Consider the following 22,691-nt stretch of genomic DNA (forward strand, 5'->3'; position numbering starts at 1 on the left):
AGGAGAAAAATGAATATTCCATTTGCCAATTTTGAATCTATGCATAAAGAGATAGAAGACGAAGTGCAGAAAAAATTTATGCAAATATATCATAAAAATGACTTTGTTTTAGGAGAAGAAGTGGACAATTTTGAAAATGAGTTTAAAACATTTTGTAATACTAAATATTGTGCTAGTTGTGGCAATGGGTTAGATGCTCTTGTATTGGCCCTTAAGGCTAATGATATAGGAGATGGAGATGAAGTTATAGTTCCTATTAATACATTCATAGCTACAGCTTTAGCCATATCCTATGTAGGGGCAAAACCTGTTTTTGTAGATGTTAATACTAAAAATTTTAATATAGATACTTCTTTAGTAGAAAATCATATAACAAATAAAACAAAAGCAATAATACCAGTTCATCTTTATGGAACACCAGCTGATATGGATGAAATAATTAAAATTTCAAAACAATATTCCATTAAAGTAATCGAGGATTGCGCTCAGGCTCATGGGGCAATTTATAATGGAAAGCATGTTGGAAGTTTTGCAGATGCAGCAGCTTTTAGCTTTTATCCAGGAAAGAATTTAGGTGCTTTAGGGGACGCAGGAGCCGTGGTTACGAATAAAAAGCACATATATGAAAAAATAATAGCTCTTAGAAATTATGGCTCTATAAAAAAGTATCATCACTATTATAAGGGGGTAAATTCTAGATTAGATGAAATACAAGCGGCAGTTTTAAGAATAAAGTTAAAATATTTAATTAAATGGAATAATGAAAGAACTAGAGTAGCAAGAAAATATATTAATGAAATAAAAAATCCTTTTATTACAGTACCAAATATATTTGAGAATATGAAACAGGTCTGGCATTTATTTGTTATAAGAAGTAAAAGCAGAGATAATTTAAAACAGCATCTTCATGATATAGGAATAGATACACAAATTCATTATCCTATTCCTATACATCTACAGGAATGTTATAAGGATTTGAACTATAAGAATGGAGATTTTAAAATAGGGGAATTACTAGCAAAAGAAGTTTTAAGCATTCCTATATGGTATGGAATGAAAGAGGAAGAAATAGATTATATCATAAATGCTTTAAATATATATGAATAGTAACACAATATATGGTTTTATGAATATGATAAATTAAAGAATTATTATAAGTAATAAGGTGATTCTTAGGTTCAGGTGAAGTTTTACTAGAAGAAATTTTCCCTTCATCTGAACCTTAGAAGAACTTATCCAGAAATATAGCCACTATGCGTAACATAACACCTTTAAATGATTAAAAGGCAAAGAGTTCTAGATTTCTTAATGGTAGAAAAAGAGATTATTATGCATGGTAGCTAGTGGATAAAATCTAAAATTGGAGATAGATAGAGATGAAAGGGATAATATTAGCAGGGGGAACAGGTTCAAGGCTGTCCCCGCTTACTGATGTAACAAACAAGCATTTATTACCAGTGGGTAAATATCCAATGATAGATTATAGCATAGCCAAAATAAAGGAATGTGGAATAGAAGACATTATGGTTATTACAGGAAAAGAGCACATGGGATCAGTAGTAAATCTTTTAGGTAGTGGAGAAAAATATAAATTAAAATTTACCTTTAGAGTTCAAGACAAAGCTGGAGGCATTGCAGAGGCATTAGCCCTTTGCGAAGATTTTGTAAATAAAGATAAATCTCTTGTTTTACTGGGAGATAATATTTTTGAAGATAGTATAAAAGAATATGTAGACAAATTTTCTAAGCAATGTACAGGAGCGAAAATTTTATTGAAAGCAGTAAAAGATCCAGAAAGGTATGGAGTAGCAGAGCTTAATGGTAACAAAATTATATCTATTGAAGAAAAACCATCACTACCTAAAAGCAATTATTGTGTTACTGGTATATATATGTATGATGAATTGGTTTTTGATATTATTAAAACTTTAAAGCCTTCTAGAAGAGGAGAACTGGAAATAACTGATGTTAACAACTGGTATATAAAAAATAGTGAATTAACCTTTGATATATTAAAGGGTTGGTGGACAGATGCAGGAACTTTTGATTCATTATTGTACTCTAATAATTTAGCTAAGGATATAAATTTAGATGAAATTTTACAACAAAATGTTAATTAAAAGTTATCCATAAAAAGAGGTGGTGAAATTGAAAATATTAATAACAGGAGCTTCTGGACAGCTTGGAAAGAGTATATTAAAGTGTTTAAGAAGTGGATGTAGTAGTTTAGGAAATATAGATTCAAATTATAAAGATGCACATATAGTAACACCTAGTTCTAAAGAGCTTGATGTTACAAATTATGCGTCTGTAATGAAATATATAGAGGAGCTTTCACCACAATTTATTATAAATTTAGCAGCTTATACTCTAGTAGACAATTGTGAAAAAGAAAATATGAAGGCTTTTGCTGTAAACTCTTTAGGAGCAAGAAATTTGGCTATAGCTGCAGAAAAGGTTAATGCAAAGATTATTTATATATCTACGGATTATGTTTTTTCCGGCGAAGGAGAAAAACCTTATACGGAGATGGACTTGCCATGTCCACAAAATATATATGGAAAAAGTAAATTACTAGGTGAAAAGTATGTAATGAATTTTTCAAGTAGATATTTCATAGTAAGGACTTCTTGGTTGTACAGTAACTATGGGAAAAATTTTGTTAGCACTATAATTGATATAGCTAAAGATAGAGGAAAGTTAGAAGTAGTAAAAGATCAACTAGGAAGTCCCACTAGCTGTGATGAACTTGTATATCATATTCTTAAAATATTGAATACAGAGGAATATGGAATATATCATTGTACAGGAAGAGGACAGTGTAGTTGGTATGATTTTGCAACATCAATATTAGATTTTGCTCATATATCTTGCAAAATAACCCCTATAACTTCAGATAAAATAAAAAGATTAGCTAAAAGGCCAACTTTTTCAGTACTTCATAGTGTTATGCTTCCTTGCACTATAGGAAACCATATGACACACTGGCAGGAGGCACTTTTTAATTTTATGAAGAATTTTAAATAATTTATGGGAGAATATAATGGCAAATTTTAAATTTATAAAAACCTTTATTGATGACGTATATATTATAGAAAATAAAGTTTTTAATGATAAAAGAGGATATTTTATGGAAAGCTATAATTTAAGGGAATTTGTGCAAAATGAACTAAGTAAAAAATTTGTACAAGATAATGAATCAAAATCTAGAAAAGGAGTTTTAAGAGGGCTTCATTTTCAAAAAAAATATCCTCAAGGTAAACTTATAAGAGTTATAGAAGGAGAAGTATTTGATGTAGCCGTTGATATAAGGGCTAAATCTAAAACTCTTGGTCAATGGATAGGAGTTTATTTAAGTGAAGAAAATAAAAGGCAGTTGTATATTCCAGAAGGATTTGCTCATGGATTTTTGGTGGTTTCAGATACTGCAAAATTTATTTATAAGTGTACTGAGATGTATCATCCAGAAGATGAATGTGGAATAATTTGGAATGATGCAGATGTTAATATACATTGGCCAATAAATAGGGTAGAGGAAATTATACTATCAGAAAAGGATAAGAAATGGAAAGGACTAAATACTGTAATAAACAATTATAAGGAGGAAATATGAAAACTTATCTTATAACTGGAGGGGCAGGATTTATTGGAGCAAATTTTATACTATATATGCTGAAAAAATATAAAGAAATAAAAATAATAAATTATGATAAATTGACTTATGCAGCGGATATTAAGAATTTAAAAGAAGTAGAAAATAATGATAATTATATTTTTATACAAGGAGATATATGTGATAAAGAAAGACTCTATGAAGTTTTTAATAAATTTAATATAGATTATGTAGTAAATTTTGCGGCAGAATCTCATGTGGATAGAAGTATAGACAATCCCTATAATTTTGTAAGAACTAATATAGAGGGGACATTTATTCTGTTGGATACTTTTAAGAATTTTTGGCAAGATAGTTACCAAAAAAGTAATGATAAGAAGTATTTACAAATATCTACAGATGAGGTATATGGTTCTTTAGGAGAAGAGGGATATTTTACAGAGCAATCTTCTATATGTCCTAGGAGTCCGTATTCTGCTAGTAAAACTTCAGCAGATATGTTAGTTAAGTCTTATTATTACACCTATGGATTACCAATAAATATAACTAGATGTTCAAATAATTATGGACCTTTTCAGCATAAAGAAAAACTAATACCAATGACTATATATAATTGCATAAATGAAAAGAATATACCTATATATGGAGATGGTCTTAATGTAAGGGACTGGATTTATGTAAAAGATCATTGTAGGGCTATTGATTTGGTGTTAAATAAGGGAATTAACGGGGAAGTTTACAATATAGGATGCCACAACGAAAAGACCAATTTAGATATAGTAAATTTAATAATAGATATTTTAAATGAACTTGGAAAGTATAAAATAAATAAAAATATCATATCTCATGTAAAAGATAGATTAGGACATGACAGAAGATATGCTATAGATTCATCGAAATTACACAATTTAGGATGGCAGCCCTATGTTTCTTTTGAAGAAGGATTAAAGAATACTATTATATGGTATATGAAAAAATTTTCTAATTAATTTAAAAATGGTGATAAATTATGCCTACAATTATATACCCATCTCCTGTTGATTTTAGATGGATGTATCAAAGACCTCAACAGCTATTATATCAAATGAGTTTGCTTGGATATCTTTGCATTTTTATAAATCCAGCAATGCATATTAAACAGAGTAGTCCCGTAGAGAAAATAAATGATAATCTGTTTATAGTTGTGAGAGAATGTAATATAAACTTTGATATTTTACCAAGACCTATAATTCTTGTTGAAAGTTATCCACCACAATATAAGGCAAATAAGACTATACCAAGAGATATAAGTATATTTGATTGTCTAGATTATCCAGGTGAGCAATTTGAACATTGGAAAAGTAATTTTGATGAAATAAGTAGTGAAAGTGATATAATACTATGTTCTGCAGATAAGCTATATGAATATCAAGAAAAGTTTAAAGATAAATGCCATATAGTTAAAAACGGAGCTGATTTTCAGTATTTTAAAAGAGCAGAGACTATTCCTAAAAATGAGGTAAAGCAAATAGGATTTATAGGAAGTGTAGCACCATGGCTTGATTATGAAATAATAGATTATATAGCAAAGACAAATGAAGATAAGAAATTTATATTTATAGGGGACTTTTATGAAATAGGAGATCCTATTAAGAGAAATAATATAGTTTATCTTGGAAGAAAGGATTATTTTACTCTTATAGATGATATGGCTAAAATGGATTTATTTATAATGCCTTTTAAAGTAACAACTATGACAAACTGTGTAAGCCCTATAAAATTATTTGAATATTTAAGCACTGGTAAACCTATAATATCAACACCAATACATGAAGTTAAATCATTGGATAGAAGTTTTGTATATGTGGCAAATGATAAAGAAGAATTCAGTAATCTTATTGAATTAGCTTTAGAAGAGAAAAATAAAAAAATAGGAAGACAAGTGTACGCATATTTTAATTCTTGGAGATTTAGAGCGGAAAAAATAGATGAAATAATAAAAACAGTATGTAAAGAAAAATATATTTAATAAAGTAGATATAATATATAATGAATTGATAATTTAAAAATTACCCATAAAGTTATTATTTCCAAACTTATGGGTAAATTTTTATGTGCACTTTTAGAGAGATATTCTTGGTACATTTATAATTTTAGTACTTTTATACTTTTAGGGACAGTCTTACAATATTAAAGTAATAAACTATGTGTTTTCTGGGGGACAGTCATATAGTGTTTAGCGATTTATGGGGACAGTTATATAGTAAAAAGAAATAAATATGAGATCTTTTATTAAGAATCCCATCTCTATTATTTGGAAAAATTAGATGTTGTTTCTGTTGTATCCATCTACAATAACATCTAGTTTTCCTGTTTCAGGATCTATTACAAGACCATGCACAAAAACATCTTTGGGCATTAATGGATGATTTTTGATCATGGAAACACTTTTCTTAACAGAATCAGTTACACAATCGAAACCATGAAACCAATTTTTTAAATCAATGCCTGAATTTTCAAGAGTTACTAAGGTATCTTGTGATATGCCTCTTTGTGTAATCTTTTCCAAAGTTTTAGTTGTATCAATATTACTCATACCGCAACCATGATGGCCTATTACAAAGACTTCTTCAGCATTTAATTCATAAATTGCTACTAAAATGCTTCTCATGATACTTCCAAAAGGATGGGTAATTACTGCTCCAGCATTTTTAATTATTTTTGCATCACCATTTTTTAGATTTAGGGCTCTAGGTAGAAGTTCTGTTAATCTAGTATCCATGCAAGAGAATATAACCATTTTCTTATATGGATATTTTGTTGCTGCATACTTTTCGTATTCTTTATTTTTTACAAATGATTTATTGAATGATAATATTTCTTCAAGTTTGTTCATATAAAAATCTCCTTTAAATTTATTTTAAAAATTATCTATCAGTAAGATTTATTTTATACAAGGAATGAAACTTTGTAAATTACTAAATGATTTAATATATTATTAAATTGTAAATATTTTGTGAAAATAATTGATTTGGTGTAAGTGATTTTATTAATTGGTGTGTCAAGTTTTAATTAGTAATAATTAAATTTGGTGTTATAATATAGGCATAATAGTCTTAAAGACTTTTATTAAAAAGAAATCTATCAAAGATGAGGCGGTAGAAAACAATTGGTTGTACTTTATTGAAATATTGAAGGGGATTAAGAATTACATTATTTTATTAAGTAGTATAATGTGTAGGTGAGGTGTATTATGGAAAAAGTATTTATTATAGAAGATGATTTTACAATAAGGAATGAGCTCTGTACATTTCTTAATAGATATGGATATAATTGTTGTTTTTCAACGAATTTTCAAAATATAATAGAAGAGACTATAAGCGAAAAACCAGATATTGTTTTATTAGACATTAATTTACCACACTTTGATGGTTATTATATATGTAGGGAAATTAGGAAGGTGTCACAGGTGCCAATTATAGTAGTTACTAGTAGAGATGATGAGTTAGACGAACTTATGAGTATAAATCTAGGAGCTGATGATTTTATAACTAAACCTTATAATCTACAAATTTTATTGGCTAGAATTACTGCTGTATTAAAAAGAACATATGGTAATGGAAAAGGTGACTTTTTAACATGTAGAGGAATTGTTTATAACATGGCTGCTAGTGAGGTAGAGTTTAATAATAATAAAGCAGAGCTTACAAAAAATGAGAGTAAAATTTTACATATATTGATAAATAATAATGGAAAAATTGTGTCAAGAGATGAGATTATGAAATGTTTATGGCAAGAAGCAGAGTTTGTTGATGACAATACCCTTACTGTTAATGTTAATAGACTTAGAAAAAAGCTAGAAGATATTGGAGCAGTGGATTACATTCAAACTAAACGTGGACAAGGATATATTTTAATATGAGAATAAGAGAATATTTTAAGGATAAATATATTTTTATTCTAATTAAAGTTATTGTATTAATATTTACATCCATGATTTTAAAGGCTTTAAGTGTTGATACATATGCTATTATTTTTATAGTAATTTTAAACTTTATAGCATTTATAAGTTTTTATTTCTATGACTACATTATTAAAAATAAATATTATAAAAAAGTGTATGAAAATTTAGATTCATTAGATAAGAAATATTTGATTTCAGAGCTTATTTCTGAAGGAGATTTTTTAGAAAGTAAAATTTTTTATGATATTTTAACTCAAACTAATAAATCTATGAATGATGAGATAGGAAAGTTTGTAAGTGACAAGCATGAGTACAAAGAATACATAGAAATGTGGATACATGAAGTAAAGACACCCATAGCAGCTGTTAAATTAATTATTGATAATAATAAATCTAATGTAATTTCTAATATTTTAAAGGAAATAGAGAGAGTAGAAAATTATATAGATCAGTCTCTTTTTTATAGTAAAAGCAGTCAGGTTGATAGAGATTATATAATTAGAAAGTTAAATATTAAGAATTGTATTAATAATGTAGTTATTAGAAATTCTAATACACTTATTGATAAAAATATAAGAATTAAGATTATAGAATGTAATGAATTTATTTTTTGCGATAAAAAGTGGATTGAATTTATTTTACATCAAATAGTAAGTAATTCTATTAAATATATAGAAAAAGCTGAAGGTGAAATTACATTTAAATGTAAAAATAATAATAGAGAAGTAATTCTAGATATAAGTGATACAGGCATTGGTATAAGCGAAAAATCATTAGTCACCATATTTAATAAAGGTTTTACTGGAGAGAATGGCAGAAAGTTTAGAGAATCTACGGGATTTGGCCTTTATTTAAGCAAAAAGCTTTGTGATAGTTTAGGTTTAGGTATTAATATAACTTCTAAAGAGGGTATAGGAACCACAGTATCTATATTATTCCCCAAAAATAATATGCATACATTTTAATAAATTGGAATTAGAGTAAAGATATAGCTCTAAGAGCAGCAAAGCCTTTGTATAACAGCTTATTTAAGTTGAAATTAATAGAATTAAAAATAACTAGTTGATATTATTATATTGACTAGTTATTTTTTACTAGCTCAACCATGTGGAAAACTATACTAGCATTCTTGGCTAACGGATTAGTTATCCTTTTTAACATGTATTAGTGACAAAATTGTTAGTTTTATGTTGTGTTATTCTATGGTTTAAATTAATAAAAAAAATTAATATATACATATACGGGTACTTAAACGTGTAACAGGTATATATTTGCAAGGAGGAAATTGTGAATAAAGCAATATTAAAGGTTGAAAATATACAAAAATATTATGGTAGTAAAGGTATGATAACAAAAGCAATTAATAATATAAGTTTTGAAGTTAATCAGGAAGAATTTATAGGTATTATGGGACCATCAGGTAGTGGGAAAACCACATTATTAAATTGCATTTCAACAATAGATAGGGTGACTGGTGGTCATATTAGTATAGATGGCAAGGATATAACTGAATTAAATAAAAAGAAAATAGCTGAGTTTAGAAGAGAAAAACTAGGATTTATATTTCAAGACTTTAACCTTTTAGATACTTTAACAGCCTATGAAAATATAGCATTAGCACTTAGCATAATAAAAACAGATAGTAAAATTATTGATACAAAAGTAAAAGAGATTGCTGAAACATTAAATATAACAGACATTTTAAATAAGTACCCATATGAAATATCTGGAGGAGAGAGGCAAAGAGTGGCAGCAGCTAGAGCCATTATAACAAATCCTTCTTTAATATTGGCTGATGAGCCAACAGGAGCTTTAGATTCTAAAGGAGCCAAAATCCTTCTTGAAAGTTTAGAAGGTTTAAACAGAACTAAGAATGCCACAATAATTATGGTAACACATGACCCCTTCTCAGCTAGTTATGCAAAAAGAATACTATTTATTAAGGATGGTAAGATATTTAATGAGATCATAAGAGGAAATGATTCTAGAAAGGAATTTTTCAATAGGATTATAGAAGTAGTATCTCTTTTGGGAGGGGACCTAAGGGATGTATATTAAGTTAGCTAAAGGAAATATGAAAAGAAGTTTAAAGGATTATACTATATATTTTGTAACGTTAGTATTTGGGATATGTATATTTTATACATTTAATTCTATTGGTTCACAAAAGATTATGATGAAGCTTAATGAATATGATGTTCGTAACTTTGAAAGAATAGATAAGTTAATGGGAATAGTATCTATATTTATAGCATGCATACTTGGTTTCTTAACAATATATGCCAATAATTACCTTATAAAACTTAGAAAAAAAGAATTTGGTATTTATTTAACTTTAGGCATGGAAGATAAAGAAATATCAAATATGTTATTGATTGAAACTATTTTAATAGGAGTACTTTCTTTAGGTGTAGGGTTATTTTTAGGAATATTTTTATCTCAGGGAATGTCAATTTTCACAGCAAAATTATTTCATTTGGAAATGCAAAGTTTTAAATTTACATTTTCTAGTAGTGCCTTTATAAAAACCATAGTTTATTTTGCAGTAATGTACATAATTGTATTTTTATTTAATACTAAAACTATAAAAGATTTAGAACTTATTGACTTATTAACAGATGGAAGAAAAAATGAAAAGATAAAAGTAAATAGTTTAAAAACTTTAATAATAATTTTTATTACTGGAAGCATTTTTATAGTTGCAGCTTATTTAATAATTTTACATAAAAATTCAAAAATAATATTTGTAGACCTAACTATTAGTATACCTATAATATTATGTGTAATTGGAACATTTCTATTTTTTTTCTCTCTATCTGGAGTTTTATTAAGAGTAGTTCAAAATAATAAAAAAGTTTATTTAAAAGAATTAAATATGTTTTTATTAAGGCAAATAAGTAGCAAGATAAACACTACTTTTGTATCCATGTCACTTATATGTTTAATGTTGTTTATGTCTATATGTATGTTATCAGGTGGATTTAGTATTAGCAACACTTTAAATAAAAATATAGATGATTTATCACAATATGATGTTACTTTACTTTACAGTAGTAAATTACCAATGGATAAATTTTTAGAAAACAATATAAATCTACATCACTATACAGACAATTATGTTACTTATTATCAGTATTATAGTGAAAATAGAGAAGAGGAGCTAGGGATTAAGACTTATCTTGGCAGGAATGAAGGAGAGAAATATAAATCATATAAGGATGTTGCACAAAATACTACAATTCCAATAATGAAGTTATCTGATTTTAATAGTATTATGAAATTTTCTAAAAAAGAAACTATAACTTTAAATAATGGAGAGTATGGAGTCTTTGGAGATGTAAATGGATTACTATCTCCTATACAGAAGACCATGGGTAAAAAAACAAAAATTAAAGTTAATGGACAAGAGTTAATACCTTCAAAAAATCCTGTTATAGAAGTTACTATAAGTAATGGTTTTAATAAAGTTAATTTTTGTACATTTATAGTAAGGGATGAGGTAGCAGAGGGGTTAATGCCAGCTATTGGTTTTCTAAATCTTAATTTTAAGGGTGATAAAGCTAAGATGAAGGAGGAGTTTTTAAGACATATACCCTCATTAGATGAAAGCAAGACAAATGGAATAACTTGTATACCTATAACCAAAGATGATTTGAGACCAACAGCTTCTGGGTTAGGGGGAATGGTTTCCTATTTGGCTCTTTATGTAGGGGTGATATTTTTAATAACATCAGCAGTAATATTAGCTCTTCAGCAGTTGTCCAGCTTAGCAGATAATATTCACAGATATAATCTTCTTAGAAAAATAGGTGTAGATGATGAAATGATAAATAAAACAATATTAGCACAAGTATCAATTTATTTTATATTGCCACTATCTTTAGCATTAATTCACTCTATTGTTGGACTAAAAGTAGCTAAAATAATAGTGAATTTTTTTGGAACAGGTAACATTACAGAGCAGCTTTTAATAACCACACTTATTTTCATTATAATCTATGGAGGATATTTTTTGGCTACTTATATTGGAACTAAGAAGATGGTGAAATAAGAGTAACAATAGTAGAAAGGACTAGTTGTATATGAAGAAATTTATTTTAAAGAATAACATCTATTATAAAATTATAATAGCGCTAGGAATGATATTATCCGTATTATGGACATTAATTGTAGATACACAACCATTTTCAGATTTTGATTACTATTATAGATTGGCAGTGGATATAGCAAATGGACTTCCTTGGGGAGATACATATACATCTGTAGGATATAGCATACTTTTAGGTGGAGTGTTTAAGATATTTGGAGCTGGTTTACTTAAAGCTAAAATATTTAATTTGCTTTTAACTTTTGGAACCTATGTGCTATTTTATGGAGTTATAAAAAGAGTGAACTTAAAAGAAAGAGATAGAAAAATAATATTTACGCTATTTGTTCTTATGCCTAATAACATATTTTATAATAGTATAGTTGGCACAGAGATATTATTTACTAATATACTTATTTTTATTACTTTTATATATTTTAGTGATATTAGATATAAGTATGTATATATAGGGATACTTGTAGGATTAAACACAATAGTAAAAACTTTTTTTATTGTATATTTTTTTGCTGTATTTTTATTGGAATTATTAATAGAGAAAAAAATTATAAGCTCTATAAAAAATTCATTAATAGTCCTAGTAGTTTGTACTATTACTATATCACCATGGATATATAGAAATACAAAGCTAGTAGGACAGCTTACTTATGTATCTAACAATGGAGGAATTGTTTTATATATAAATAATAATTCTCAAAATAAAATGGGAAGATGGATGCCAGCAGATGAAGTAGAAAATTCTATTGTAAAAACAGAAGAATATAAATCAGCTAATATGACACAAAAAAATAAGATGTTAAGTGCTGCAGCTAAAGCATGGATTAAATCTCATCCAATTGAGTTTATAAAATTAGGCTTGAAAAGATTAGTAAATGTATATTTTTGGGGGGATGATGTATGTTACAGTACCTATGGAAGTCAGATAAGTGATGCTGCTAAACCTATTATATTTTCTATTACTAATAATATTAGAAACATAATTTTCGTGCCAGCTATAATATATATATTGATTTATAGTGTGGTAACTTTAGGGTGTATATTTAAAAGAAAAACACATCTTTTGAATGAATATACATTATATAACGTAATATTGTTTTATATGTTTACATGTGTATATTTTATAACAGAAGGACAAGGAAGATATGCTTTTCCAGAAATATTTATAATGGTATATTGCTTTTATAATTTTATAGAGGTTTTAGTATATAAAAAAATTTTTACTCAGAAATATATTAAAAATCAATCTGAGATCTCTAATAAGGATACTTAGTAAAATTGCACGTAAAAATATTGTTGTAGTGAAACAAAGTAAATAATATTAGTGTTAAGTTGAAGTTAATGTAAATGTAGAGGTAGAAGTGTTTAATATAAGAAACTCTGTAGTTCTTGAGGAATAATGAATTTTGAAATTCATGTAATAATTTAACATTATTTTAAAAGAAAGGATAATAATATTATGAAGATTTCAGTTGAAAATTTAAATATGATCTACCCAAAGGGAAAAAAGGCATTACAGGATATTTCTCTGGAAATGGAAAGTCCTAGTCTAATTGGACTTTTGGGTCCTAATGGAGCGGGAAAGTCAACCTTTATGAAGTTATTGGTAGCAGAACTATTACCAACTGGTGGGAAAATTTTCATAGATAATGAGCCTTTGTTGAAAAATGAAAAAAAGCTAAAATCTAACTTGGGATACTTGCCACAATCCTTTGGACTTTATGATGAACTTAATGTGTGGCAGTTTCTCGATTATATGGCAGCACTGAAAGGAATAAAAGATAGGAATAAGGCTATTGATAAGGTTTTAGAAAAAACCAATCTCTTTGATAAACGAAAAACTCGTATTTCAACTTTGTCTGGAGGTCAAAGGCAACGTGTAGGTATTGCTCAAGCGCTTATGGGCAACCCAGAATTACTTATTTTTGATGAACCTACTGTTGGACTTGATCCAGAGGAACGTATTAATTTTCGCAATTTATTTTCTCAAGCTGCACAGCATAAGATTGTATTATTGTCCACACATATAATTGAGGATGTGCAATCAGTATGTGATAGATTGATAGTTATTAATCAGGGTGAAATTTTATTTAACGGTACACCAGAAAAATTAATTGCATTGGCTCACAACCATGTTGGGATATTTAAAGAAAGCTTATGGGAAAGAGTTGAACAAAAATATCAGATAACAGCTAGAGTTAATACAGCACGAGGTATTTATTGCCGTATTGTAGCAGAAAAGCTTCCAGCTTTTGCACAAGCTGTGGAACCTACACTTGAAGATGCTTATATGTATTTGATTATGGGTGATGAGGTGATTAAACCATGAATTTCTTTTCTTATTTAAGAGTAGAATTGAATCGTGTTTTTCACTCAAAAGTTGTTTATATGATTATAATACTGACTATACTCTGTCCAATGGCTGGATATAAGTTAAATCAAACTATACTTGAGAAGTTGAATGAAAATATGTTTGCTGAAACCGTATCTGGTAATTTAATTGCAAATCCGTGCATTGCTGGGGCACTGGGAGGAGCAGTTTTATTTGCACTGTTAACCTTACTAGAATTCGATAGGGTTCGTAAATATCAGACTGTGGCATTAACAGATAGTATTGTATCGCCATTGATAATGAATATGGTGAGATTAATTTCTATAGAAATAGTAGCAATTGTTAGTGTTATTCTTACAGCAGTGTTATATTTTTCATATACAGCTATGAAAATAGGAAATACCTTTGATGTATACACTTATTTGAATAGTTTCTTCTTATTTATGCTACCTTCTGTGTTGTTGGCAATTTTAGCAGCTTCCGCATTTTATCAGGTTTTTTGTCGTGTAGATCTCAGTATTATAGCATTTATCGTATTTAGCTTGATTAGTTTTAGCCCATTTATTTCTTACAATAATATTCTACGCTGGATTAACCCACCTATTCCCTCACTTTCAGATGATTTTAGTAATGATATGGTATTTCGTTTGATGAAGCACAACAGAATTTTTTGGTTTTTGATTCTTGGTGGATTGTGGATAACTACATTGTTATGTGTTCGTTGCTATGGCAAAGGTTTGCTTGGTTCTATTTTACATAATTTTAGGAAAGTGCATATACCTATACTGGCTATAATATTAATTGGTAGTGGGTGTTATGCTTATATAAATCAACCTTATATTGATCAAACTCCACTTCGACTTAAAATGAAAATAGGTGAAATTGACAATAATAAATATATTAAGCTGTTAAACACGGATTTGGAAATATCCTTTGATACTAATAAAGGGAGCCTTTTAGGAAAGGCAGTGTATTCATTGCAGAATGTGAGCGGTGATATACAGAAATGTACACTTATTATAAATTCGGGATATACTGTTCACAACATCATGGCAAATGGAAAAGAGATTGTATTTAAAGCTATGAATAATAAAAGTAACATTGAATTCACTGTACCTAATGATGAGAAGATTAAGCTTACTATAGAATATAGCGGTGTACCTAAAATTCATAAAATGTTTGGTGATATTCTATTTTCAACTAATATCAGTGATAAATATATTGACTTGAATAATAAGGAAATTTGTCCGATTCTTAAAGTAGAAGATAGCAAACAGGGTACTAAAGTCACAGGAAGATTTACTATGTCTGCTAATCTCGTACCAATTGTGACAGGGGACACGGTAAAATTAATCTCTAAAGATGGAAATAGTAAAACTTGGCTTGTTCATAATATTGGAAATTCTTTTAATTTAATAGCAGGTGACTATGTTATGAAAAAGTTAGACAGCAGAGGTGTACCAATAGAATTTTACTATAGTCGTAAACATGAGGATACTATGAAAAATATGAGTAATGAAAAAATGATTAAGGATACTATTGATTATTGTAATGCTAAGTATGGTAAGTTGTATAATGTGTCTGGAAATTTTCCGCTTAAAATATTACAAGGGACGGTATTTTATTTTGGTGGAAGAGCGTACACAAATTTTAGTATTATGGAGGAAACAGTGTTTAGTTATAGTAATTTAAATAATAAACTAATTGGAGCATCTAATGCTGAAGTATTGTCTCATGAGATTGTTCATCAATGGATGAGTTGGAAGTATATTCAGGATAGTACAAATAAAGCTTGGACAAGTGAAGGGCTTACGGTTTATACCACTTATCGAATAGCAAAAGAAAAATATGGAGAAGAATATGCTGAAAAAAATTATGTGGACAAATGGAAGAAGGGTGTGAAAGATCAAAATAATAATTTTTATAATCGACATCCAGAATATTTAGATATGTTACCAGAAAAATATATTGCTCATATTCAGGGAATTAACCGCGCCACTAACTTATATCAAAAAATGCCTCTTCAAATTTTGAAAGCTACTGAATTGGTTGGTGGTGAAGCTAATATGGATAAGATTCTAGCTAATCTATATAAAAATATACCAAAAACAAAAGTTATTACATGGCAAAATTTCTTGGATGCCTGTGGGCTGAGAGAGGAGGAATTAAAAATTGAGTAGATTATTTAAATATGAACTTAAAAGACTACTTGTGAATAAATTTTTCCTAAGCCTTTTGATTATTTCTATTCTTTACAGCCGACAAGTCATGTGCAAAGATATTATACTTGGTGTTGCAAATACTGCTCCGTTCTCAGGCTGGAGCTATGGAGCGTATCTTGCTAAAGTTCTACCAATTCTACTTGTTGCTTTACTCTTTTTTATATCTTTTCTTTATTCAAAACAAGAAAAGAGTGTACAGGCGTTAACTAAAGCAACACCTATTGATCCATTGAGGTTTCAGATGTTACGATGTGGAGCAATTATGGTGGCTTTTAGTTTAATTTTTGCTGTGCCTATTGTATATAGCTTATGGTTCTATGGAGCAAACTTTCATTTCACTAATTTCGGAAGCCTTGCATTACCTACAGTCATAACACTATTGACGTCTATGCTGTTTGTGTTTGGAGCAGGAATGCTTGGAGGGCAATGCCATCAAGCAATAATTTTTGTATTGATAGTAGTGATAATATTGATTAACTATTTTCCACTACCATATGCATTTGATTTGTTTGGAGTTAATTTTTTTACAAACTATCCAATACACCTTGGTACAGTGGAACCAGCTTTCTTTATACCTACAACTGTACTAATAGGAAAATTTATTTATGGATTGCTTGGTATTGCAATGATGTTTATAGCTAGTATTCCTAAAAAGAAAAACAACAGTTAAATTACTAAAATGGAAAAGGATTGCACTGTGCAACTCCTTTCCATTTTGCCTTTTCTTTAGAAATTATAATATATAATAGGGTATATAATAGGGGACATTTAAACAGAATGGAGGATAAATATTATTAATATAATAGGTAGCACAATAAGGGACATTTAAACAGGATAGGGGCTAAACTTTATTAGTATAGAAGATAATGGAAATGAATACGATTTTATGAATTTGCATGTGTGGTATGGATTTGTATATGGGACATGAAAATATGAGAAAAGGTATTAAGTAGAAGAAGAAAAAATTAGATAGTTAAAGGAATCCATAATTCTTATAAGGACATAATAATACTAATATTCAGTATGCAAACTAAAAATTAAACAATTATTTTTGTATAATTAAAAGTGAACTTTTGCTAATAATACTATAATAGAGGTATAATTAAATAAACAGAATTCTTGGCTTGAGAAGGAGTTTTTACTCCTACTGAAGCTTAGAAATCGTTATCCGGGGACATAGCCGCTCTTTGCTCTAACTTTGAAGAAGATGGAAGTATTAGAGTAGGTAGTAATTGGATAAATCCTACTTTAGGAGGAACGATTATGAAAAAAAGAAACATAGAAAGAAATTTTAGAAAAATAAAAAATGAGATAAATCAAATAGAGGACATAGTAAGACATACTAAAGCAAATGCTTTATGGGATCATGAAGCAGCAGTAAGAAAGAAGCTAAAGATTTTAAAGGAGTTTGAAAGGGAAGATATTAGAGACTTTAATAAAGTATATGGGAGATATCTAGATCTTTTAGATTACATATCTATAAAATTAATCGAAGGATATAATAGAAAAAATAATACAGATTTTGTACTGGAAGAAATAATAAGAGATGATTATGATGTTTATTTAAAATCGGGAATTATGAGTGTTCTTATAACTAAACATATCCCTAAATTAATATATGAAGAATTTGAACATGTATTTCCTTCTAATCCTAAGGATGAATATGAAGATACAAGAAAGTTCAATAGAAAGTTTTACCTTCATTTAGGAGAAACTAATACAGGGAAGACTTATAATGCTATGGAAAGATTAAAACAAGGTAAAAAAGGTGTATACCTGTCCCCGCTTAGAATATTAGCTTTAGAAAACTATGAAAAATTAAATAGAGAAGGAGTTAAATGTAATCTTTTAACTGGGGAAGAGGAAATAATAGTGGAAGATTCTACCCACATTTCATGTACTATAGAAAAATTAGACATTAATGAAGAATATGATGTAGCTATAATTGATGAAATTCAAATGATAAATGATGATCAAAGAGGAGCAGCATGGACTAGGGCAGTTTTGGGTTTAAAATGTAATGAAATACATATATGTGGAGCTTTAAATGCTAAAGAGTTACTTATAAATATAATTGATGACTGTGGAGAACATTATATATTTAAAGAATATAAGAGAGATATACCACTTGAAATAGAAGATAAATCTTTTTCGCACAGAGATATTAAGCAAGGGGACGCTCTTGTAGTATTCTCAAAAAAGAGAGTACTTCAATTAGCCTATTATTATGCTGATTTAGGAATAAAGGCTAGCTTAATATATGGAGATTTACCACCAGAAGTTAGGAGAAAACAGTATGAACAATTCATAGAAGGTAAAAGTACTATATTAATAACTACAGATGCTATAGGAATGGGAGTTAATTTACCTATAAAAAGAATAGTGTTTATGGATATTAAAAAGTTTGATGGAGATCAGGTAAGATATTTAAGTTCTCAAGAAGTTAAACAAATTGCAGGAAGAGCAGGAAGAAAGGGAATATATGATATAGGTTATGTAGCTTCATCTGGTAGTACTCAAAATTTTATAGAAGAAATGATAGATACAGAAGATGATGTTATAGAAAGAGGTGTTGTAGGGCCTAGCGAGGCTATACTTAGAGTAAAAAACCTACCTCTTAAAGAAAAATTGGCACTATGGGCCACTAGTGAAGAAAAAACACCCTTTTATAGGAAAATGGATGTCAGTGAATATTTAATAGTTCTTGATAACATAAAGTCTTATAAGATTGATGAAAGAACTCAATGGCAGCTATTGAAAATCCCATTTGATGCAACAAATTCTGTTATTATGGATGTATTTTTAAATTATATGGATGAGATGTTTATAGCTAAAATAAAAAAATTATCGAAACCTAGTTATAAGTTTAAAGACTTGTATGAATTAGAGCTTTACTATCAAAAAATAAATCTTTATTATTCTTTTTCAAAAAATTTTAAATTGGAATTAGATGAAGAGTGGATATATAACGAACGCTTAAAAGTAAGTGAAGACATAAATAATATTTTGAGAAAAATATAGAGTAAAACAAAGGGACAATTGATAATTTATTAATACGTGTAAAATCTGTTAATAAGTTATATATTTAGAAATATATGGTTAAATGTTTCGTGAATAATTAGTATAGTCTTCCATAAGATAATATTAACTCATAAAAGTGAGTAAAGGAGAGGTACCTATGGAAGAGAAAAATAAGATTATAAAGGTTAAAAAGAATTCAGAAGGAGATATAACTGATGTAATGTTAGATAATGGATCAGTATATCCTATTAAAGAAGCTATTAGTATGGCTAAAAATGAAGCAATTGATGGAGTAAATGTTGGGAAAGCTAAAAATGGAAGGGAATTTTTGAGAAGTAATCCTAATGGAAAAGAAGATGACAATTTAGATCATCTGCCGAATTTTTAAACATTTAATGGAAACTGTTAAGTAAAATCGCTTAGCAGTTTTTTATTAGAAAGAAAACAATTAGTCTAAAATTGTGTTATATAAAACAATTTAACGAACCATATAATGATTTTGAAAGTTATTTTTATTATTATGAGGTTGTATATATTATAAAATTTCGGATGAGTAAATTTACTTGATAATTTGATAAAATTAGAAAAATAATATTGGAAATATAAATAACTGAGATTATATTTTATTTAACACAATGTAAAGATGCGAAGTCGGAAACTATATTGGCATATTGCTTTTCATTTTCAATAATATTTACACCTACAGTACATAGACTAGATACCCTGCTTTGAGTTATATCGCCCAAAAATTTACAAATATCCTTGCAACTTAAATTAGATAAACATCTCAACAAAAATACAACTAGAGCCCTAGCTTTTGTTGAGTTTTTATTATTTTTCATACAAATATTAGCTATTGATATGTCAAGTTTTTTAGAAACAAAGTCAACAATCTCCTTTTCATTAAAGTTTCTTATTAAAATAAATCTTTTACTATTATGATAGGTATTTTCAGTTTTTGATTCAATTAATTTTTCAAGTACTTTATTATCACTATATATAAGATATAGATATCGCTTTCTAGATTCTTTTAAATTACTACCTAATAATTGCAATATAAAATTTTCATCTACTAGGTTAAAAGGGTCTTTTTTTAGTCCTAAAAATATTGGCAAACTTGAATATTTATATTTTTCAGGTGAAAGTTTATATTTTTTTATATCTAATGGATTTCTGTGTATGTAAGCAGAGGCAGTAATTATATATCTATCATCATAAATTATTTTACTCTTAAATCTACCTTGAAAAAGATGTCCATTTCTTTTATGTTTCTTATTAAAATTAATAGCAAACCTAAAATTAATTCCATGCATAACCTTTGATATATCAGCGCCATTAGCATCTATTATAAAATGAGCATGATTACTCATAAAACAATAAGAATAAATTTTGAAATGATAAATTTTTTGATAATGTTTCATAAAGGATATATACATATCTTTATCACTATCATCTTCAAATAAGAATATTTCACTAATACTTTTAACAATTATATGAAATATGGAATCTTCAGATTTAATTCTAGCACATCTAGGCATAAAAATACTCCTTTTTTAATATTTGTTAAAGATTATTTCCATATATTATATAAATATTCACTTTATATACCTTTAATATATTAAGCAGCTTTGTTAAGGTTCTTAATCATTAACTGTCCCCATATAATTATCATAGGATCTAATATTATGTTTTGAAAGAAATAAAATATATAGTATAATTATATTAGAAAAATATGGAAAATTAATACTGCTAAATTAATTACATTATATGTGAAAAGAGGAGTAATATGGGGAAAAATTATTTTAGATTTGAAATAATAACTAAAGATAGAATAGGAATAACTTTAGAGATACTAGATAAAATTTATAAGTTAAATATAAATCTTGTTTCTTTAGAAGTATTTCCTAAAAAAGTTTATGTAAAAATAAAAGACATAACTAAAGACCAGAAGCTTTTATTAAAACATGATCTTTATAATATAAATGGAGTAGTTTTTATAAATGAAATTGAGCTTTTAGAACATGAAAAACATGAAAGAAAGCTGCTGGCAATTATTGATTCTATAGATGATGGAATAATATATATAAATAAGAATATGGAAATTGAAATATTTAACAGCTATTGTGAAGAAATATTTCATTATACAAGAGAAGATGTTATTGGACAAAATGCAAAAAATATAGTGAAGGATGCACCTATGGTTGAGCTATTAAATAGTGGAGAGAAGTATGACAATATTGAGGTGAATATAGAGAGTAGTAGAGGTAAATTGCATTATTTGACAACGGGTAGACCTGTAAAGGATGACAATGGCAACAATATAGGAGTAGTGGCTTCCGTAAAAGATATGAAAAAGGCTATAGAAATGGCTAATGTATTATCTAATGCAGATAAAGATAATGGAGCGTTTAAAGAAATTATAGGAAATAGCCTATCCATGGAAAAAGTAAAAGGAATGATAAGATCAGTTGCTAAGAGCAATTCAACAATAATTTTAAGGGGAGAAAGTGGTACAGGAAAAGAATTGTTTGCAAAAGCAGTTTACAATCTTAGTGGAAGAAAAGATAAAAGTTTTATTCCAATAAATTGTGCTGCACTTCCGGAAAATTTAATTGAAAGTGAATTGTTTGGCTATGAAAAAGGAAGTTTTACAGGAGCAGTTTCAACAAAAGAAGGGCTTTTTAAAGAAGCTCATAATGGTACATTATTCTTAGATGAAGTTGGAGAACTTCCTTTGGTATTACAGGCTAAGCTTTTAAGAGTATTGCAAGAAGGCGTTATTAGAAAAATAGGTTGCAATAAAGAGGAAAAGGTAGATGTTAGAATTATTTGTGCTACTAATAGAAATTTAGAGCATATGGTTCAAAATGGCGAATTTAGAGAAGATCTATATTATAGATTAAATGTTATACCAATATATATTCCACCACTAAGGCAGCATTTAGAAGATATACCTATTTTGGTTACATATTTTATAGAAAAGTTAAATAAGAAATTAAGTAAAAATATTTTAGGAACAGATTTAGAGTTTATCAATGAACTTATAAAATATAATTGGCCAGGAAATATAAGAGAACTTGAAAATGTTGTAGAAAGAGCTATGAATCTATGCAATCAAGGATTTTTAAGAAAAGAGCATCTTATGATAGATGTTTATAATCCACCTAAAATAATAGATAAAATTGATAGATTGGAGGATATGAAATTAAAAGATATAGTAGATATAGCAGAAAAAGAAGCAATAATAAAAGCGCTAAAGAAACATAAGACTTTTAGAAAAACTGCAAAAGCTTTAGGGGTATCTCATACTACAATAATAAATAAATCAAAAAAACTTGGAATAAAATGGAATCAATAATTTACAAGTGTAAATATATTTTTACATATATTTTGGTGAAACGGTTACAAATATTTCCATTACATTTTTGATAATGGATTCAATTATAAAGGTATTTACA

The 22,691-nt window shown here is 27.8% G+C and carries 19 protein-coding genes; 17 read left to right on the plus strand and 2 right to left on the minus strand.

Annotation, left to right across the window (positions count from 1 at the left end; translation table 11 throughout):
• Window positions 1-9 precede the first annotated feature (9 nt).
• The 6 genes from J2Z24_RS04865 (at window position 10) to J2Z24_RS04890 (ending at window position 5,621) form a co-directional block, all read left to right on the plus strand.
• Window positions 10-1,107, plus strand: a complete 1,098-nt coding sequence (locus tag J2Z24_RS04865; protein WP_035148727.1) for a DegT/DnrJ/EryC1/StrS family aminotransferase — start codon at window positions 10-12, stop codon at window positions 1,105-1,107.
• 269 nt (window positions 1,108-1,376) lie between these two features.
• On the plus strand, window positions 1,377-2,120 hold the full coding sequence (locus tag J2Z24_RS04870; RefSeq protein ID WP_035148728.1) for a sugar phosphate nucleotidyltransferase: 744 nt from the start codon (window positions 1,377-1,379) through the stop codon (window positions 2,118-2,120).
• Between the two features lie 22 nt (window positions 2,121-2,142).
• Window positions 2,143-3,027 carry a dTDP-4-dehydrorhamnose reductase gene (rfbD, locus tag J2Z24_RS04875; protein ID WP_307861361.1) on the plus strand — a complete coding sequence of 295 codons (885 nt, stop codon included), beginning with the start codon at window positions 2,143-2,145 and terminating at the stop codon, window positions 3,025-3,027.
• A 16-nt stretch (window positions 3,028-3,043) separates the two neighbouring features.
• Complete coding sequence (gene rfbC, locus J2Z24_RS04880) at window positions 3,044-3,613, plus strand: dTDP-4-dehydrorhamnose 3,5-epimerase (RefSeq protein ID WP_035148730.1); 570 nt, start codon at window positions 3,044-3,046, stop codon at window positions 3,611-3,613.
• Entirely contained in the window at window positions 3,610-4,602 is a 993-nt protein-coding gene (rfbB, locus tag J2Z24_RS04885) for a dTDP-glucose 4,6-dehydratase (protein ID WP_035148784.1), read from the plus strand. Before rfbC ends, rfbB begins: the two co-directional genes overlap by 4 nt.
• A 20-nt stretch (window positions 4,603-4,622) precedes the next feature.
• Window positions 4,623-5,621, plus strand: a complete 999-nt coding sequence (locus tag J2Z24_RS04890; protein WP_035148731.1) for a glycosyltransferase — start codon at window positions 4,623-4,625, stop codon at window positions 5,619-5,621.
• A 294-nt stretch (window positions 5,622-5,915) separates the two neighbouring features.
• Here the strand turns inward: J2Z24_RS04890 and J2Z24_RS04895 are convergent, their stop codons facing one another.
• Window positions 5,916-6,488: a beta-class carbonic anhydrase gene (locus J2Z24_RS04895; protein ID WP_035148732.1), complete on the minus strand. Its 573-nt coding sequence runs from the start codon at window positions 6,486-6,488 to the stop codon at window positions 5,916-5,918.
• 357 nt (window positions 6,489-6,845) lie between these two features.
• Here J2Z24_RS04895 and J2Z24_RS04900 point away from each other — a divergent pair, with 357 nt between their 5' ends.
• The 10 genes from J2Z24_RS04900 (at window position 6,846) to J2Z24_RS04945 (ending at window position 19,621) form a co-directional block, all read left to right on the plus strand.
• Complete coding sequence (locus tag J2Z24_RS04900) at window positions 6,846-7,514, plus strand: response regulator transcription factor (protein WP_035148734.1); 669 nt, start codon at window positions 6,846-6,848, stop codon at window positions 7,512-7,514.
• A complete protein-coding gene (locus tag J2Z24_RS04905; protein WP_035148736.1) occupies window positions 7,511-8,521 on the plus strand; it encodes a sensor histidine kinase in 1,011 nt (336 codons plus the stop codon). The genes J2Z24_RS04900 and J2Z24_RS04905 overlap by 4 nt, the downstream gene beginning before the upstream one ends.
• Window positions 8,522-8,900: 379 nt before the next feature.
• Window positions 8,901-9,614, plus strand: a complete 714-nt coding sequence (locus J2Z24_RS04910) for an ABC transporter ATP-binding protein (protein ID WP_051593306.1) — start codon at window positions 8,901-8,903, stop codon at window positions 9,612-9,614.
• The gene (locus tag J2Z24_RS04915; RefSeq protein ID WP_035148740.1) at window positions 9,604-11,607 is read left to right on the plus strand and encodes an FtsX-like permease family protein; all 2,004 of its coding nucleotides are present in this window, start codon (window positions 9,604-9,606) and stop codon (window positions 11,605-11,607) included. Before J2Z24_RS04910 ends, J2Z24_RS04915 begins: the two co-directional genes overlap by 11 nt.
• 31 nt (window positions 11,608-11,638) lie before the next feature.
• Entirely contained in the window at window positions 11,639-12,931 is a 1,293-nt protein-coding gene (locus J2Z24_RS04920) for a glycosyltransferase family protein (RefSeq protein WP_035148742.1), read from the plus strand.
• 186 nt (window positions 12,932-13,117) lie between these two features.
• Window positions 13,118-13,987: an ABC transporter ATP-binding protein gene (locus J2Z24_RS04925; RefSeq protein ID WP_035148744.1), complete on the plus strand. Its 870-nt coding sequence runs from the start codon at window positions 13,118-13,120 to the stop codon at window positions 13,985-13,987.
• Window positions 13,984-16,170: a membrane protein gene (locus tag J2Z24_RS04930; protein WP_035148745.1), complete on the plus strand. Its 2,187-nt coding sequence runs from the start codon at window positions 13,984-13,986 to the stop codon at window positions 16,168-16,170. The genes J2Z24_RS04925 and J2Z24_RS04930 overlap by 4 nt, the downstream gene beginning before the upstream one ends.
• Window positions 16,163-16,882, plus strand: a complete 720-nt coding sequence (locus J2Z24_RS04935; protein WP_035148746.1) for a hypothetical protein — start codon at window positions 16,163-16,165, stop codon at window positions 16,880-16,882. Before J2Z24_RS04930 ends, J2Z24_RS04935 begins: the two co-directional genes overlap by 8 nt.
• Before the next feature lie 593 nt (window positions 16,883-17,475).
• Complete coding sequence (locus J2Z24_RS04940) at window positions 17,476-19,233, plus strand: helicase-related protein (RefSeq protein ID WP_035148747.1); 1,758 nt, start codon at window positions 17,476-17,478, stop codon at window positions 19,231-19,233.
• A 157-nt stretch (window positions 19,234-19,390) separates the two neighbouring features.
• Window positions 19,391-19,621 (plus strand): DUF3892 domain-containing protein, encoded by a 231-nt coding sequence (locus tag J2Z24_RS04945; protein WP_035148748.1) that lies wholly within the window; start codon window positions 19,391-19,393, stop codon window positions 19,619-19,621.
• A gap of 235 nt (window positions 19,622-19,856) precedes the next feature.
• On the opposite strand, the gene J2Z24_RS04950 is transcribed toward J2Z24_RS04945, so the two are convergent.
• Window positions 19,857-20,771: a transposase gene (locus J2Z24_RS04950; RefSeq protein WP_035148749.1), complete on the minus strand. Its 915-nt coding sequence runs from the start codon at window positions 20,769-20,771 to the stop codon at window positions 19,857-19,859.
• A 248-nt stretch (window positions 20,772-21,019) separates the two neighbouring features.
• Between J2Z24_RS04950 and J2Z24_RS04955 the strand changes: the two genes are divergently transcribed.
• Window positions 21,020-22,591, plus strand: coding sequence for a sigma 54-interacting transcriptional regulator (locus J2Z24_RS04955; RefSeq protein WP_035148750.1), 1,572 nt, complete (start codon window positions 21,020-21,022; stop codon window positions 22,589-22,591).
• The last annotated feature ends 100 nt before the right edge of the window (window positions 22,592-22,691 follow it).

Source organism: Clostridium tetanomorphum, assembly GCF_017873215.1.
In the GTDB taxonomy this organism is placed as follows: domain Bacteria; phylum Bacillota; class Clostridia; order Clostridiales; family Clostridiaceae; genus Clostridium_AO; species Clostridium_AO tetanomorphum.